Annotated in this window: 13 protein-coding genes; 1 reads left to right on the forward strand and 12 read right to left on the reverse strand. The window is 73.3% G+C overall.

The features are described 5' to 3' along the window. Positions 1-259: 259 nt before the first annotated feature. From OCU29_RS17095 to argC, 10 genes are read right to left on the reverse strand one after another with little or no spacing between them, the layout of a single operon-like run. Positions 260-895: a DNA-3-methyladenine glycosylase gene (locus OCU29_RS17095; protein ID WP_261820877.1), complete on the reverse strand. Its 636-nt coding sequence runs from the start codon at positions 893-895 to the stop codon at positions 260-262. Continuing rightward, the gene (gene argH / locus OCU29_RS17100; RefSeq protein WP_261820878.1) at positions 879-2321 is read right to left on the reverse strand and encodes an argininosuccinate lyase; all 1443 of its coding nucleotides are present in this window, start codon (positions 2319-2321) and stop codon (positions 879-881) included. Before argH ends, OCU29_RS17095 begins: the two co-directional genes overlap by 17 nt. Continuing rightward, entirely contained in the window at positions 2318-2791 is a 474-nt protein-coding gene (locus tag OCU29_RS17105) for an NUDIX hydrolase (RefSeq protein ID WP_261820879.1), read from the reverse strand. The genes argH and OCU29_RS17105 overlap by 4 nt, the downstream gene beginning before the upstream one ends. A 13-nt stretch (positions 2792-2804) precedes the next feature. Next, positions 2805-4238, reverse strand: coding sequence for an argininosuccinate synthase (gene argG, locus OCU29_RS17110; RefSeq protein WP_179616434.1), 1434 nt, complete (start codon positions 4236-4238; stop codon positions 2805-2807). Then, positions 4235-4777, reverse strand: coding sequence for an arginine repressor (locus OCU29_RS17115; protein ID WP_179617485.1), 543 nt, complete (start codon positions 4775-4777; stop codon positions 4235-4237). Before OCU29_RS17115 ends, argG begins: the two co-directional genes overlap by 4 nt. 11 nt (positions 4778-4788) lie before the next feature. Then, positions 4789-5739 (reverse strand): ornithine carbamoyltransferase, encoded by a 951-nt coding sequence (gene argF / locus OCU29_RS17120; RefSeq protein WP_179616433.1) that lies wholly within the window; start codon positions 5737-5739, stop codon positions 4789-4791. Beyond that, positions 5739-6917 (reverse strand): acetylornithine transaminase, encoded by a 1179-nt coding sequence (locus OCU29_RS17125; RefSeq protein WP_261820880.1) that lies wholly within the window; start codon positions 6915-6917, stop codon positions 5739-5741. Before OCU29_RS17125 ends, argF begins: the two co-directional genes overlap by 1 nt. Beyond that, positions 6914-7846 (reverse strand): acetylglutamate kinase, encoded by a 933-nt coding sequence (gene argB / locus OCU29_RS17130; RefSeq protein WP_179617484.1) that lies wholly within the window; start codon positions 7844-7846, stop codon positions 6914-6916. Before argB ends, OCU29_RS17125 begins: the two co-directional genes overlap by 4 nt. Before the next feature lie 26 nt (positions 7847-7872). Continuing rightward, positions 7873-9024: a bifunctional glutamate N-acetyltransferase/amino-acid acetyltransferase ArgJ gene (gene argJ, locus OCU29_RS17135; protein WP_261820881.1), complete on the reverse strand. Its 1152-nt coding sequence runs from the start codon at positions 9022-9024 to the stop codon at positions 7873-7875. Next, positions 9024-10061 (reverse strand): N-acetyl-gamma-glutamyl-phosphate reductase, encoded by a 1038-nt coding sequence (gene argC, locus OCU29_RS17140; RefSeq protein ID WP_261820882.1) that lies wholly within the window; start codon positions 10059-10061, stop codon positions 9024-9026. Before argC ends, argJ begins: the two co-directional genes overlap by 1 nt. A gap of 96 nt (positions 10062-10157) precedes the next feature. On the opposite strand from argC, the gene OCU29_RS17145 reads away from it, so the two are divergent. Continuing rightward, positions 10158-10973 carry a maleylpyruvate isomerase family mycothiol-dependent enzyme gene (locus tag OCU29_RS17145; protein ID WP_261820883.1) on the forward strand — a complete coding sequence of 272 codons (816 nt, stop codon included), beginning with the start codon at positions 10158-10160 and terminating at the stop codon, positions 10971-10973. Positions 10974-11133: 160 nt separating this feature from the next. Here the strand turns inward: OCU29_RS17145 and pheT are convergent, their stop codons facing one another. Together pheT and pheS are read right to left on the reverse strand one after the other, a co-directional pair. Continuing rightward, a complete protein-coding gene (pheT, locus tag OCU29_RS17150) occupies positions 11134-13614 on the reverse strand; it encodes a phenylalanine--tRNA ligase subunit beta (RefSeq protein ID WP_261820884.1) in 2481 nt (826 codons plus the stop codon). Positions 13615-13620: 6 nt separating this feature from the next. After that, positions 13621-14718: a phenylalanine--tRNA ligase subunit alpha gene (gene pheS, locus OCU29_RS17155; protein WP_261820885.1), complete on the reverse strand. Its 1098-nt coding sequence runs from the start codon at positions 14716-14718 to the stop codon at positions 13621-13623. Between the last annotated feature and the right edge of the window lie 11 nt (positions 14719-14729).

The raw sequence follows: 14729 nt of genomic DNA on the forward strand, positions 1-14729 counted from the left end.
TGAGTTCTCAAGAATCAGACGCACACCGTCCCAGCACCTCTCGGCACCAGCGGCGGGGCAACCTGCAGAAACTTACCGATCCGGCCTGTCCGAGTCAACTCCGGGGAGCTGGTCTTCGTCCTTCTCGGTGTTTCTTTGCCGGGACATGCCTCAGCCACTCGGTTTCGACCCTCTGGGCCGCGAGTGGAGCTGCGTGCTCCGGCGAGAAGGAACATTACACACGGGTGGACGGACGCCAAAATCGGGTGGTCGCAACCCCCTAGCGGCGGCCTCCGGGCCCCGTCGACGGAGCCGGTCGCGCTGCCGCCGGCCGGTAGGTCGACACGCTCGGCTCCCCCGGCAGCCAGAACCGCCAGGGGCGCTCGGGTGCGCCGCGGAGACCTACGCGCGGTCCGCTCTCCCAGTGCTCGGGCGCCGGCCCCGGCTCCAGGGTGACCGGCCCGGCCACCAGGTCGCTGCCCCCGTGCTCGAGCGTGATCGCCAGGGCCTGGCACAGGCGGGCCGGTCCCCTGGTCAGGTCGCGCTCGCTGGAGCGGGGGCGCCGGGCCCGGGCGACGTCGTGGCCCTCGACCACCTCGCCGGCGCGCAGCAGCACGGCCGCTGCCCGGCCCTCGTGGCCCACCACCACGTTGGCGCACACGTGCATGCCGTAGCTGAAGTAGGTGTAGAGCCGCCCAGCCGGGCCGAACATCACCTCGGTGCGCGGGGTCGGGCCGCGGTAGGCGTGCGAGCCGGGGTCGTCCTCACCGGCGTACGCCTCGACCTCGGTCAGCCGCAGCGCGACCTCGCCGTGGCGGAGGACGGCACCGAGGAGCCGCGGTGCGACCTCCTCCGGGGCACCGGCCAGGAGCGGCAGCAGCCCTGCCGGCCCGGGCTGCTCAGGCGAGGCGGCCACGCAGGACGCCCGCCCGGGCCACCAGCTCGTCGAGCTGCTCGCGCACCCGCACCGGGGCGGTGCCGCCCCGACCGTCGCGCGAGGCCACCGAGCCGGGCGCGGTGAGCACCTCGCGCACCTGCGGCGTCAGGGCCGGCGAGATCTCCTCGAACTGCTCGTCGGTGAGCTCGTGCAGCTCGATGCCGAGCTCCTCGCAGCGGCGTACGCACGCACCGGCGACCTCGTGGGCGATGCGGAACGGCACGTTCTGGCGCACCAGCCACTCGGCGACGTCGGTGGCCAGGGAGAACCCCTGGGGGGCCAGCTCACCGGTGCGCTCGGCGTCGAACTCGAGCGTGGCGACCATGCCGGTGAAGGCCGGCAGCAGCACCTCGAGGGTGTCGACGGAGTCGAAGACCGGCTCCTTGTCCTCCTGCAGGTCGCGGTTGTAGGCCAGCGGCAGCGCCTTGAGTGTGGCCATCAGGCCGGTCAGGTTGCCGACCAGGCGCCCCGCCTTGCCGCGTGCCAGCTCGGCGATGTCGGGGTTCTTCTTCTGCGGCATGATGCTCGACCCGGTCGACCAGGAGTCGTGCAGCGTCACGAAGCCGAACTCCTTGGTGGCCCACAGGATGACCTCCTCGGCCAGCCGGCTCACGTCGATGCCGACCTGGGCGGTGACGAAGGCCAGCTCGGCCACGAAGTCACGCGCCGACGTGCCGTCGATGGAGTTGGCGCTGGAGCCGGTGAACCCGAGCTCGGCGGCCACGAGGGTCGGGTCGAGGCCCAGGCTCTGCCCCGCCAGCGCACCCGAGCCGTACGGCGAGTCGCCGGCCACGCGCGCGTCCCAGTCGGCCAGCCGGTCGACGTCGCGCAGCAGCGGCCAGGCGTGCGCCATCAGGTGGTGGGACAGCAGCACCGGCTGGGCGTGCTGCAGGTGCGTGCGCCCGGGCATGATCGTCGGCTCCGTGCCGCCGTCGCCCAGGTGCGTGCGGGCCTGCTGGGCCAGCGCGTCGACCAGGTCGAGGACCTGGCCGGCCACGACCCGGGCGTGGTCGCGCAGGAAGACCTTGAAGAGGGTCGCGATCTGGTCGTTGCGCGAGCGCCCGGCCCGCAGCCGACCGCCCACGTCGGGGCCGACCTCCTCGAGCAGCAGCCGCTCGAGCGCACCGTGGACGTCCTCGTCGGAGGGGTCGGGTCGCAGGTCGCCGGCGGCGTACCGCTCCCCCAGCACCCCGAGGCCGCGCAGCAGCTCGGCGTGGTCGGCGTCGGTGAGCAGCCCGGCGCGGTGCAGCGCGTTGGCGTGGGCCCGCGACCCGGCCAGGTCGTAGGGCGTGAGCCGCCAGTCGAAGTGCGTCGAGCGCGAGAGCGCCTCGAGCTCCGGCGAGGGGCCCCCGGCGAAGCGGCCACCCCAGAGCTTGCCGGTGTTGGTCGCATCCTGCTTCGTCATGCTGGTGCTGCTCCTCTCGCCGCGTCGATCGCGGCGCTCATGATCTCAGGCAGGTCGGGGGCCACGAGCCGCCCGTCGGTGGCGACGCCCTGCGGCGTCCACCACCGGGCCTCCATGACGTTGCCGACCTCCCCCGGCTCGAGGTGCTCGAAGGTGATCGAGACCTCGCGCTCCAGGTGCAGCGCGAAGAAGGTCGAGTCGCCGATGAACGCCCGGCCGTCGTAGGTGAAGTGGCGCCGGTCGCGGTGGAAGGGACCCACCAGCGCCTGCGCGGGGACCACCAGGCCGGTCTCCTCGCGCAGCTCGCGCAGGGCGGCGGCGACGTGGTCCTCCCCCGGGTCGAGCGCGCCGCCGATGGTGCCCCAGCGCAGCTCCCCCGGCCGCCCGGGGTCCTGGTCGAGCAGCAGCAGGCACTCGCCCACCGGGCTGACCGGGAGCACCCGGGCGGTCGCGCGGAGCACGGGGTCCATCAGCAGGCACCCATCAGTCGGTGCCGGACTCCATCGCGGCGGCGTCGAGCGCCTCGTCGTCGATCTCGTCGGCCGAGCGCGGGTTCTGGGTGATCCGGTCGTAGCCGCCGGGCTCGATCTCGCCGTAGAGCGTGCCGTTCTCGACCAGCACCTGGCCCTGGTCGAGCGGCTGGTCGGCGTACAGCTCGAGCTTGGCGCGGCTGTCGGCGATGTCGAGGTTGCGCATCGTGAGCTGCCCGATCCGGTCGAGCGGGCCGAACGCGGCGTTCTCGGTGCGCTCCATCGACAGCTTGTCGGGGTGGTAGGAGAACGACGGGCCGTCGGTGGAGACGATCGTGTAGTCCTCGCCCCGGCGCAGCCGCAGCACCACCTCACCGGTGACCAGCGAGGCCACCCAGCGCTGCATCGCCTCGCGGATCATCAGCGCCTGCGGGTCGAGCCAGCGGCCCTCGTACATCAGCCGGCCCAGGCGGCGGCCGTCGTTGTGGAAGGAGGCGATCGTGTCCTCGTTGTGGATCGCGTTGAGCAGCCGCTCGTAGGCGATCCACAGCAGCGCCATGCCCGGCGCCTCGTAGATGCCGCGCGACTTCGCCTCGATGATGCGGTTCTCGATCTGGTCGGACATGCCCAGGCCGTGGCGACCGCCGATGGCGTTCGCCTCGTGCACCAGCGCGACCGGATCGTCGAAGCGCACCCCGTTGATCGCGACCGGGCGGCCGGCCTCGTAGCTGATGGTGACGTCCTCGGTGGGGATCTCCACCTCGGGGTCCCAGAACTTCACGCCCATGATCGGCTCGACCACCTCCAGCGAGGTGTCGAGGTGCTCGAGGGTCTTGGCCTCGTGGGTGGCGCCCCAGATGTTGGCGTCCGTGGAGTAGGCCTTCTCCTTGGAGTCGCGGTAGGGCAGGCCGTGCTCGGTGAGCCACTGGCTCATCTCGTCGCGCCCGCCGAGCTCGTGGACGAAGTCGGCGTCGAGCCAGGGCTTGTAGATGCGCAGGTCGGGGTTGGCCAGCAGCCCGTAGCGGTAGAACCGCTCGATGTCGTTGCCCTTGAAGGTCGAGCCGTCGCCCCAGATGTCGACGCCGTCCTCGTGCATGGCGCGCACCAGCATCGTGCCGGTGACCGCGCGGCCCAGCGGCGTGGTGTTGAAGTAGGTGCGCCCGCCCGAGCGGATGTGGAAGGCGCCGCAGGCGATCGCGGCGAAGCCCTCCTCGACCAGCTGGGTGCGGCAGTCGACGGCGCGGGCGATCTCGGCGCCGTACTCCTTGGCCCGGCCGGGGACGCCGGAGATGTCGGGCTCGTCGTACTGGCCGATGTCGGCGGTGTAGGTGCACGGGACCGCGCCCTTGTCGCGCATCCACGCGACGGCGACGGAGGTGTCGAGACCTCCGGAGAACGCGATGCCCACGCGCTCCCCCTTGGGCAGCGTGGTCAGGACCTTGCTCATGGGTGCTCCTCGATCTGGGGGGTGGTGAAGGTCGGGTCGTACGTCGGGTGGTCGGCCATCTCGAGGAAGCGGCGCGCGAGGGCGTCTCCCCCGGTCGGCTCGCGACCGATGACCAGGACGGTGTCGTCGCCGGCGATGGTGCCCAGGACGTCGGGGAACTCGGCCTTGTCGAAGGCCGAGCCGAGGAACTGCGCGGCCCCCGGGGGCGTGCGCAGGACCACGAGGTTGGCCGTGGCGTCGGCGCTGACGAGCAGCTCGGCGCACAGCCGGGCCAGGCGCGCACGCCCGGCCGAGGAGTCGGTCGGGGCGACCGGTCGGCGGTCGCCGCCCTCGGCGGGCACCGCGTAGACCAGGGCACCGGAGGCGGCGCGGACCTTGACGGCCTCGAGCTCGACGAGGTCGCGCGAGAGCGTGGCCTGGGTGACCCGCACGCCGCTCTCGGCGAGCAGCAGCGCCAGCTCGCCCTGGGAGTGCACCTCGTGGGTGCTCACCAGCTCGACGATGCGCTGGTGGCGCGCGTTCTTGGTGGTGGGGCGCATCGCGAACTCGGTCACGTGACACCTCCGACCGCGGGCTGCCCACCGTCGGCGAGCAGGAAGGCCAGCACCGCCTTCTGCGCGTGCCGGCGGTTCTCGGCCTCGTCCCAGACCGCGCTCTGCGGGCCCTCGAGCACCTCGGCGGCGATCTCCTTGCCCCGGTAGGCCGGCAGGCAGTGCAGCACGACGGCGTCGGGGGCGGCGTGGGCGAGCAGCTCGGTGGTCAGCGACCAGTCGGCGAAGACCGCCTCGCGCGCCTGCTCCTCGCTCTCCTTGCCCATCGAGATCCAGGTGTCGGTGACCACGACGTCGGCCCCGCTGACCGCCTTGACGGGGTCGGGCTCGGCGGTGGCCGAGCCGCCGGTGACGGACCCGATCTCGGCGGCCCGCTCCAGCATCTCGGTGCGCGGCATGAAGCCCTCGGGGGCGCTGACCCGCACGTGCATGCCGGCGGTGGCGCCTGCCAGCAGCCAGGAGTTGCCCATGTTGCAGGCGGCGTCGCCGACGAAGGCGACGCTCAGGCCGGCGAGACGACCGCGCTGCTCACGCACGGTGAGCAGGTCGGCGATCAGCTGGCAGGGGTGGAAGTCGTCGGTCAGCGCGTTGACCACCGGCACGCCGGCGTGCGCGGCCATCAGCTCGAGGTCGGACTGGTGGAAGGTGCGCCAGACCACGACCGAGACCTGGCGGCCCAGCACCCGGGCGACGTCCTCCACCGACTCGCGGATCCCGATGCCGGCCAGCTTGCCCTCGACCAGCATCGGGTTGCCGCCGAGCTCGGCGATGCCGGCGCCGAAGGAGGTCTGGGTGCGCAGCGTCGGCTTGTCGAAGATCATCGCGACCGACTGCGGGCCCGCGAGCGGCTTGGCGTCGTACGGCGCCCGCTTCATCGCCGCCGCGAGGTCCAGGACCCGCGCCTGCTCGTCGGGGGTGAGGTCGTCGTCGCGCAGGAAGTGGCGCGCCATCAGGTGCCGGCCTTGTCGAGGATCGCCGGCCAGGCGGCCAGGAACCCCTCGACGTCGGCGTCGGTGAGCACCAGCGGCGGGGCCAGGCGGATCCGGTTCGGCGTCGGCATGTTGACGATGTAGCCGGCCGCCTGGGCCGCGTCGACGACCGCGGCCGCCGTGTCGCTGACCAGGTCGAGGCCGATCAGCAGTCCGTGGCCGCGCACCTCGGTGACCCGCGGGTCGGCCGCCAGCCCCTCGCGCAGGCGCTCGCCGGCGCGGCGGGCGTGCTCGAGGAGCCCCTCGGACTCCACGGTGCGGATGACGGCGAGCGCGGCGGCGCAGGCCACCGGGCTGCCGCCGAAGGTGGTGCCGTGGTTGCCGGGCTCGAGCAGGTCGGCGGCCCGGCCGAGACCGACCACGGCCCCGATCGGGTAGCCGCCGCCCAGGCCCTTGGCCAGGGTCAGCACGTCGGGGACGACCTGGCCGGCGTGGGCGAACCACTCGCCGGTGCGGCCCATGCCGGTCTGCACCTCGTCGAGCCACAGCAGCGCGCCGGACTCGTCGGCCAGCGCCCGGGCCGCCTGCAGGTAGCCCTCCGGGGCCGGGACGACGCCCGCCTCGCCCTGGATGGGCTCGAGGAGGATGGCCGCAGTGGCATCGGTGACGGCCTCGCGCAGCGCGTCGGCGTCGCCGTACGGCACGAAGGTGACGTGGCCGGGCAGCGGCTCGAACGGCTCGCGGTAGGCGGCCTTCGAGGTCAGCGCGAGCGCGCCCATGGTGCGCCCGTGGAAGCCGCCCTCGGCGACGACGACGTGGGTGCGACCGGTGCGCCGGGTCAGCTTGAAGGCCGCCTCGTTGGCCTCGGCGCCGGAGTTGGCCAGGAAGACCTTGCCCGGGCCGGCGCCGACGAGGCGCAGCAGCGTCTCGGCGAGCTCGACCTGCGGGCCGGAGGTGAAGAAGTTGGAGATGTGGCCCAGCGTCGACATCTGCTCGGTGACCGCCGCGACCAGCGCCGGGTGGGCGTGGCCGAGCGTGTTGACGGCGATCCCGCCGAGCAGGTCGACGTACTCCTTGCCGTCGGCGTCCCAGACGTGGGCGCCCTCGCCGCGCACCAGCGCCAGCTTGGGCGGCCCGAAGGTGTTCATCAGCGCCTGGGAGTAGCGCTCCCCCAGGCCCTGGTTGGAGGAGGTGCTCACTTGCGCACCGCCTTCGACCGCGCCTTGCGCACCTTCGTCTCCACGCCGGGCAGCACCTGGGTGCCCACGCCCTCGTTGGTGAAGAGCTCCAGCAGCACGGCGTGCTTCTCGCGGCCGTCGACGACGGTGGCGCGCGGGACGCCCTCGGCGACCGCCTTGCGGCAGGCCTCCATCTTGGGCACCATCCCGCTGGCCAGGCTCGGCATCATGTCGGCGAGCGCCTCGGGGCTGATCTCGTAGATCACGTCGTCGCTGTCGGGCCAGTCGCGGAACAGCCCCTCGACGTCGGTCAGGACCAGGAGCTTCTCGGCGCCCAGGGCGACCGCGAGCGCCGCGGCGGCGGTGTCGGCGTTGACGTTGTGCACCAGGCCGTCGACGTCAGGGGCGACGCTGGAGACCACCGGGATGCGGCCGGCCTCGATCAGGTCGCGCACCGCCTCGGGGCGCACCTTGGCGACCTCGCCGACCAGGCCGAGGTCGACCTCCTCGCCGTCGACGATGGTGTTGGCGGGCTCGGCGGTGAAGAGTCCGGCGTCCTCGCCGGACAGGCCGACGGCCAGCGGGCCGTGCTCGTTGATCAGCCCGACCAGCTCGCGCTGGACCTTGCCGACGAGCACCATCCGCACGACGTCCATCGCCTCGGGCGTGGTGACCCGCAGCCCGCCGCGGAACTCGGACTTGATGTCGAGCTTGTCGAGCATCGCCGAGATCTGCGGGCCGCCGCCGTGCACGACGACGGGCCGGAAGCCGGCGAAGCGCAGGAACGCGATGTCCTCGGCGAAGGCCTGCTTGAGCGTGTCGTCGGTCATCGCGTTGCCGCCGTACTTCACCACCACGACCTTGCCGTGGTAGCGCTTGAGCCACGGCAGGGCGTCGGAGAGGATCTCCGCCTTGTCGGGGTCGGCGGGCGGGACCTCGCTACGGATCATCTGGTCGGGGTCGTTCGCAGGAGTGCTCATGAGGAGTAGGCGCTGTTCTCGTGGACGTAGGCGTGGGTCAGGTCGTTGGTCCAGACGGTCGCCCGCTCGGACCCGGACTTCAGGTCGATCGTCACGCTGACCTCGCGCGGCGTCAGGTCGACGCTCTCGGGGTCGGCGTGGGGGGTGGACTGCCGGCAGACCCAGACGCCGTTCATGGCGACGTCGAGGTCGGCGGGGTCGAAGGTGGCGCCGGTGGTGCCGATGCTGGCCAGCACGCGCCCCCAGTTGGGGTCGTTGCCGAAGATCGCGGCCTTGAAGAGGTTGGAGCGGGCCACGCTGCGGCCCACCTCCACGGCCTCGTCCTCGGTGGCGGCGTTGAGCGTGGTGATCGCGATCTCGTGGTCGGCGCCCTCGGCGTCCTTGAGCAGCTGCATGGCCAGGTCGGTGCAGACCTGGGTCAGCGCCGCGGCGAAGTCGTCGGTGCTGGGCGTGATGCCGCTGGCGCCGCTGGCCAGCACGGTCACCGTGTCGTTGGTCGACATGCAGCCGTCGGAGTCGAGCCGGTCGAAGGAGACCCGGGTCGCCGCGCGCAGCGCGGTGTCGAGCTCGTCCGCGGGCACGACGGCGTCGGTGGTGATCACCACCAGCATCGTGGCCAGCTGGGGCGCGAGCATGCCGGCGCCCTTGGCCATCCCGCCGATGCTCCAGCCGGCTCCCTCGACGACGACCTGCTTGCTGACCGAGTCGGTGGTCATGATCGCCTCGGCCGCGTCGTTGCCGCCCTCGGGCGACAGGGCGCCGTACGCCGCGTCGACGCCGGCGAGCACCTGCTCGCGGTCGTTGGTGAGCCCGATCAGACCGGTCGAGCAGACGACCACGTCGCCGGCGCCGATGCCGACGTGCTCGGCGACCCGCTCCGCCACGGCGTGCGTGGTCTGGAAGCCCTCGGGGCCGGTGTAGCAGTTGGCGCCGCCGGAGTTGAGGACGACCGCCTTGACGGTGCCGTCCTTGACGACCTCCTGGCTCCAGAGGATGGGGTTGGCCTTGCAGCGGTTGGCGGTGAAGACCGACGCGGAGTCGAAGCGCGGGCCGTGGTTGACGACCAGCGCGACGTCCCTGGCGCCGGTCGACTTCAGGCCGGCGGGGACGCCCGCGGCGGTGAAGCCCTGGGGGGTGGTGATGCTCATCAGGGTGCCAGTCCGATCGTGGTCAGGCCCGTGCCCTCGTCGAGGCCGAGCGCGAGGTTCATGCACTGGACGGCGGCGCCGCCGGTGCCCTTGGCGAGGTTGTCGACGGCGCCGACGGCGACCAGGCGCCCGGCGGTCTCGTCGACGGTCACCTGCAGGTGCACGGCGTTGGAGCCGGTCACCGACTTGGTCTGGGGCCACTGCCCGGCGGGCAGCAGGTGCACGAACGGCTCGTCGGCGTAGGCCTCGGCGTACACCTCGTAGGCCTGCTCGGCGCTCACGTCGCCGACGAGGTCGGCCGAGCAGGTGGCCAGGATGCCGCGCGGCATCGGGACCAGCAGCGGGGTGAAGCTGACCGCCACGGTGCCCTCGACCAGCGCGGAGAGGTTCTGGGTGATCTCGGGGGTGTGGCGGTGGGTGCCGCCGACGCCGTACGCGCTGGCGTTGCCCATGATCTCGGAGCCCAGCAGGTGCGCCTTGGCGGCCTTGCCGGCGCCGCTGGTGCCGCTGGCGGCGACCACCGAGACCCGCGGCTCGACGAGCCCGGCGGCCACGGCCGGCGCCAGGCTGAGCGTCGAGACGGTCGGGTAGCACCCGGGGACGGCGATCCGGCGCGCGCCGCGCAGCACGTCGCGCTGGCCGGGCAGCTCGGGCATGCCGTAGGGCCAGGTGCCGGCGTGCTCGCCGCCGTAGAACTTCTCCCACTCCTCCGCGTCGCGCAGGCGGAAGTCGGCGCCGCAGTCGATGACGACGGTGTCGTCGCCGAGCTGGGCGGCGACCTCGCCGGACTGGCCGTGGGGCAGGGCGAGGAAGACGACGTCGTGGCCGCTGAGGACCTCGATCGTGGTGGGCTCGAGCACCCGGTCGGCCAGCGGCACCAGGTGCGGCTGCAGGGCGCCCAGGGGCTGCCCGGCGTTGGACGCGCCGGTCAGCGCACCGATCTCGACCTCGGGGTGGGCCAGCAGCAGCCGCAGGACTTCACCCCCGGCGTACCCGCTCGCTCCGGCCACGGCCACTCGCACTCTCGCCATATGCATGACTATACGCAGACCTGCATGTTCATGTGCAAGTGGGGGTCGGGTGCGCCGGGAAACCCTTGGCCCCCGGCGGCGGTGCGGCCTAGGTTCGCGGGCATGGCACTCGCACCCCTGGACTGCTCGGACTACCTGGCCCACCTGCAGCACGAGTCAACGCGCTTCCGCGAGGTGCTCGCCACCACCCCTGCGGACGCGCGGGTGCCCGGCTGCCCGGACTGGTCGGCCGCCGACCTGCTGTGGCACCTCGCCGAGGTGCAGTGGTTCTGGGCCGAGGTGGTGCGGACCCGGCCCTCGGCACCCGCCGAGGACGCGCCCGGGCCCGAGCGCCCGGCGTCGTACGACACGCTGCTCGCGGCGTTCGACCAGCACAGCGCCGCCCTGCTCGCGCAGCTGCGGAGCGCGGACCCCGCCGACCCGGCCTGGACCTGGTCGAGCGAGCAGACGGTCGGCTTCACCTACCGCCGCCAGGCGCTCGAGGCGCTGGTGCACCGCATCGACGCCGAGCAGACCGCCGGGCGGGCGAGCCCCATCGACCCGGCGCTGGCTGCGGACGGGGTGCTCGAGGCGCTCGACGTGATGTTCGGCGGCACCCCGCCCTGGGGCCGCTTCGACGGCGCGGGCCAGCACGTGCGGGTCGACTGCACCGACACCGGCGACCGGGTCTGGGTCGAGCTGGGCCGCTTCACCGGCACCGACCCGCGCACCGCCACGTCGTACGACGAGACCGACATCGGCGTGGTCGCCGACCCCGGCCGGGCCCCGGACGCGGTGGTCGCCGGGCCCGCCGCCCGCCTGCTCACCTGGCTGTGGCGGCGTACCGACCGCGACGACCCGGCCGCCGGCCCCGACGTCACAGGCGACCCCGACGTGCACGCCCGCTTCGCCGCGGTCGTGGACCAGCCCCTCACCTGACCAGGCCCATACCTCGCGCCGACCCGGCCCAAACTTCGCGCTGACCCGGCCCGAATCTCACAGTGACCCGGCCGAGTTCGACGGCGGTCGATCTCAGCCGGGTCGACGTGAGATGTGGGACGGGTCAGCGCGAGATATGGGCCGGGTCAGCGCGGGTGGGTCAGCGCTGGGTGGCCCCGGTGCGCTCGGCGGCCAGCGCGACGGCGGCGTCGCGGGCGGCCGCGGCCTCGCCCTCGACGAGGGTGCGGTCGTGGGCGCGCAGCCGCAGCGCGAAGGCCAGCGACTTGCGACCCTCGCCGACCTGGTCGCCGGTGTAGACGTCGAAGAGGCGCACCGACTCGAGCAGCTCGCCGGCCCCCTCGCGCAGCGCCGCCTCGACGTCACCGGCCGGGACCGCGGCGTCGACGACCAGGGCGACGTCCTCCTTGGCCACCGGGTAGGTCGAGAAGACCGGGGCCGGGCGCAGGTCGACCGCGCGCTCGAGCAGCAGGTCGAGGTCGACCTCGGCGGCCACCGAGCGCGGCGGCAGCCCGAAGGCGGCGCAGACCCGCGGGTGCAGCTCGCCGGCGTGCCCGACGACGACGCCGTCGACGACCAGCTCGGCGCAGCGGCCGGGGTGCCAGGGCGCCAGCGCGGTCGAGCGGGTCTGCAGCGGCAGGCCCAGCGCGTCGCCCACGCCACGGACGGCCTCGACGGCGTCCGACCAGTCGACGTGGCGACCGGTGCCCCACCAGCCGGAGGAGTCGGCCTCGCCGACGGCCACCAGGCCGAGGTGGGTCGGTTGGGCCGGCAGCGCCTTCTCGAGCTCCTCGAGCTCGGCGTCGGTCGGGCGCCGGTCGACGGGCAGGATCGGGGCCGGGCCGCTGCCGCGGGGCGCGGTGACCGGGGCGCTCTCGAACAGCGCGAACGAGGTGGCGCCGTGCCCGACGTTCTTGGCGGCGGCGCGCAGCAGACCGGGCAGCAGCGTGCTGGTCATGTACGGCGCCTCGGCGCTGAGCGGGTTGCTCAGCCGCAGCAGGCTGCGCCGGTCGTCGTCGGCGTCGAGGCCGAGCAGGTCGAGCTCCTCGACCCCGATGAAGGGGAAGGTGAGCACCTCGACGAAGCCCTGGCCGGCCATGGTGCGACCGACGCGTCGGCGCAGGCGCTGCTCACGGGTCAGGCCGCGCCCCGACGGGGGCGTCGGGAGCACCGAGGGCACCTTGTCGTAGCCGACGACCCGCACGACCTCCTCGGAGAAGTCCTGGGCGTCGGTCAGGTCGGGGCGCCACGGCGGCGGGGTGACGGCGAGGACGTCGCCGTCCTCGACGACGTCGCAGCCCACGGCACGCAGGTGTGCGACCGCGGTCTCGTCGTCGATCGGCATGCCGCTGACCCGGCGGGCCAGCCCCGCGTCGAGGCGCACCGCCTCGCGGGGGCGAGGGGCGCCGACGACGGTGACGCCGGGCTCCGCCGTCGCCCCGCCGTACGTCGTCAGCAGCTCGACCACGCGGTCGGCCGCCGGCTCGCAGGTGGTCGGGTCGGCGCCGCGCTCGTTGCGCTTGCCGGCCTCGGAGGAGATCTTGTGGCGCTTGCCGGTGCGGAACATCGCGACCGGCTCCCAGTGGGCGGCCTCGACCAGGACGCGGGTGGTGCTCGCGGACATCTCGGTGGCCTCGCCGCCCATCACGCCGCCCAGGCCGATGACCCCGGAGTCGTCGGTGACGACGAGGTCCTCGGGGGTCAGGTCGCGCCGGGTGCCGTCGAGGGTGGTGAGCCGCTCGCCCTCGCGGGCCCGGCGCACCCGCACGGTGCCCTGCACCTTGTCGAGGTCGTAGCCGTGGATCGGTCGACCGGTCTCGAGCATCACGTAGTTGGTGATGTCGACGGCCAGCGAGATCGGGCGCATGCCGGCCATCCGCAGCCGGTCGGCGATGAAGGCGGGGGTCTCGGCGGTCGGGTCGAAGCCGCTGACGGTGCGCGCGACGAAGACGGGGCAGCCCTCGGGGTCGTCGACCTCGACGGGGTGGCCGGCGTCGTCGGCCGGGGGCAGGTCGCGCTCGACCGGGTCGCGGAACGGCGCGTCGAAGCCGAGCGCGGCCTCGCGGGCGATGCCGCGCAGCGACAGGGCGTAGGCCCGGTCGGGGTTGATCTCGAACTCGATGATCTCCTCGTCGAAGCCGAGCAGCGGGCGCACGTCCTGGCCCGGCTCCCCGGCGTCGGGCGGGAGCACGATGATGCCGTCGTGGTCGGTGCCGAGGCCCAGCTCGGCGGCCGAGCAGATCATCCCGGCCGAGACGTGGCCGTAGGTCTTGCGGGCGCTGATCGCGAACCCGCCGGGCAGCACGCCGCCGGGCAGCACGGTGACGACGAGGTCGCCGGGCGCGAAGTTGTGGGCGCCGCACACGATGCCCTGGGGCTCGCCGGTGCCGTTGGCCTCGCCCACGTCGACGGTGCACCAGTTGATGGTCTTGCCGTTCTTCTGCGGCTCGGGCTCCATGGTGAGCACGCGGCCCACCACCAGGGGGCCGGTGATCTCCTCACCGGGGCGCTCGATCGCCTCGAGCTTGAGCCCGAGCATGGTCAGTCGGTCGGTGAGCTCCTCGGTGCCCACCTCGGCGGGCAGGTCGACGTGCTCACGGATCCAGGAGACGGGTGCCTTCATGATTCCTCAGATCTCGGTTCCGAACGCGGCGCTGAAGCGGACGTCGCCCTCGAAGAGCGGTCGCAGGTCCTCCAGGCCGTGGCGGAACATGAACGAGCGGTCGATGCCCATGCCGAACGCGAAGCCGCTGTAGACCTCGGGGTCGACGCCGCAGGCGGTCAGGACGCGCGGGTTGACCACGCCGCAGCCGCCCCACTCGATCCAGCCCTCACCGCGGCAGGTGCGGCAGGAGTCCGCGTCGACGCCGCGGCACACGAAGCAGCGCACGTCGACCTCGGCCGACGGCTCGGTGAACGGGAAGTACGACGGGCGGAAGCGGGTGTCGATGCCGTCGCCGAAGAGCTGCCCGGCGAAGTGGTCGAGGGTGCCCTTGAGGTGGGCCATGGTGATGCCCTCGTCGACCACGAGGCCCTCGACCTGGTGGAACATCGGGCTGTGCGTGGCGTCGTACTCGTCGGTGCGGAAGACCCGGCCCGGGCAGACCACGTAGATCGGGGGCGTGCGGGTCAGCATGGTGCGCGCCTGCACCGGCGAGGTCTGGGTGCGCAGCACGACGTGGTGGTCGGCCGGCTCGGTCCAGAAGGTGTCCTGCATGGTGCGCGCCGGGTGGTCGGGGCCCAGGTTGAGGGCGTCGAAGTTGAGCCACTCCGCCTCGACGACGGGGCCCTCGGCGACCTCCCAGCCCATGGCCACGAACAGGTCGGCGATCAGCTCGGACTGCAGGGTCAGCGGGTGCCGGCCGCCGACGCGGCGCCGGTCGGTGGGCAGCGTGACGTCGACGGTCTCCTCGACGAGCATCCGCTCCTCGTGCTCGGCCTCGAGCACCACCTGCCGCGCGGCGAGCGCCTTGTTGACCGCGCCGCGGGCCTGGCCGATGCGCTGCCCGGCCTCCTTGCGGGCCTGCGGGGGCAGGGCGCCGATCTCGCGGTTCGCCAGCGCCAGGGGCGAGCGGTCGCCGGCGTGCTCGAGGCGCACCTGCTTGAGCGACTCGAGGTCGCTCGCCTGCTCGATCGCGGCGATCGCGGCGTCGCGCGACGCCTCGACCTCCTCCGCCTGGAGCGGGGTGACCTCGACGGGGTCGTAATCGGTGTTCGGGCCCGACATCACTGCCTCTC

This window comes from Nocardioides sp. OK12 (genome assembly GCF_024341885.1).
GTDB classification, from domain to species: domain Bacteria; phylum Actinomycetota; class Actinomycetes; order Propionibacteriales; family Nocardioidaceae; genus Nocardioides; species Nocardioides marinisabuli.

Excerpts from the sequence above, each read along its gene's own strand:
- argH (WP_261820878.1), bottom strand. The coding sequence starts at position 2,321 with ATGACGAAGCAGGATGCGACCAACACCGGCAAGCTCTGGGGTGGCCGC.
- OCU29_RS17105 (WP_261820879.1), bottom strand. The coding sequence starts at position 2,791 with ATGGACCCCGTGCTCCGCGCGACCGCCCGGGTGCTCCCGGTCAGCCCG.
- argG (WP_179616434.1), bottom strand. The coding sequence starts at position 4,238 with ATGAGCAAGGTCCTGACCACGCTGCCCAAGGGGGAGCGCGTGGGCATC.
- OCU29_RS17115 (WP_179617485.1), bottom strand. The coding sequence starts at position 4,777 with ATGCGCCCCACCACCAAGAACGCGCGCCACCAGCGCATCGTCGAGCTG.
- argF (WP_179616433.1), bottom strand. The coding sequence starts at position 5,739 with ATGGCGCGCCACTTCCTGCGCGACGACGACCTCACCCCCGACGAGCAG.
- argB (WP_179617484.1), bottom strand. The coding sequence starts at position 7,846 with ATGATCCGTAGCGAGGTCCCGCCCGCCGACCCCGACAAGGCGGAGATC.
- argJ (WP_261820881.1), bottom strand. The coding sequence starts at position 9,024 with ATGAGCATCACCACCCCCCAGGGCTTCACCGCCGCGGGCGTCCCCGCC.
- argC (WP_261820882.1), bottom strand. The coding sequence starts at position 10,061 with ATGCATATGGCGAGAGTGCGAGTGGCCGTGGCCGGAGCGAGCGGGTAC.
- OCU29_RS17145 (WP_261820883.1), top strand. The coding sequence starts at position 10,158 with ATGGCACTCGCACCCCTGGACTGCTCGGACTACCTGGCCCACCTGCAG.
- pheT (WP_261820884.1), bottom strand. The coding sequence starts at position 13,614 with ATGAAGGCACCCGTCTCCTGGATCCGTGAGCACGTCGACCTGCCCGCC.
- pheS (WP_261820885.1), bottom strand. The coding sequence starts at position 14,718 with ATGTCGGGCCCGAACACCGATTACGACCCCGTCGAGGTCACCCCGCTC.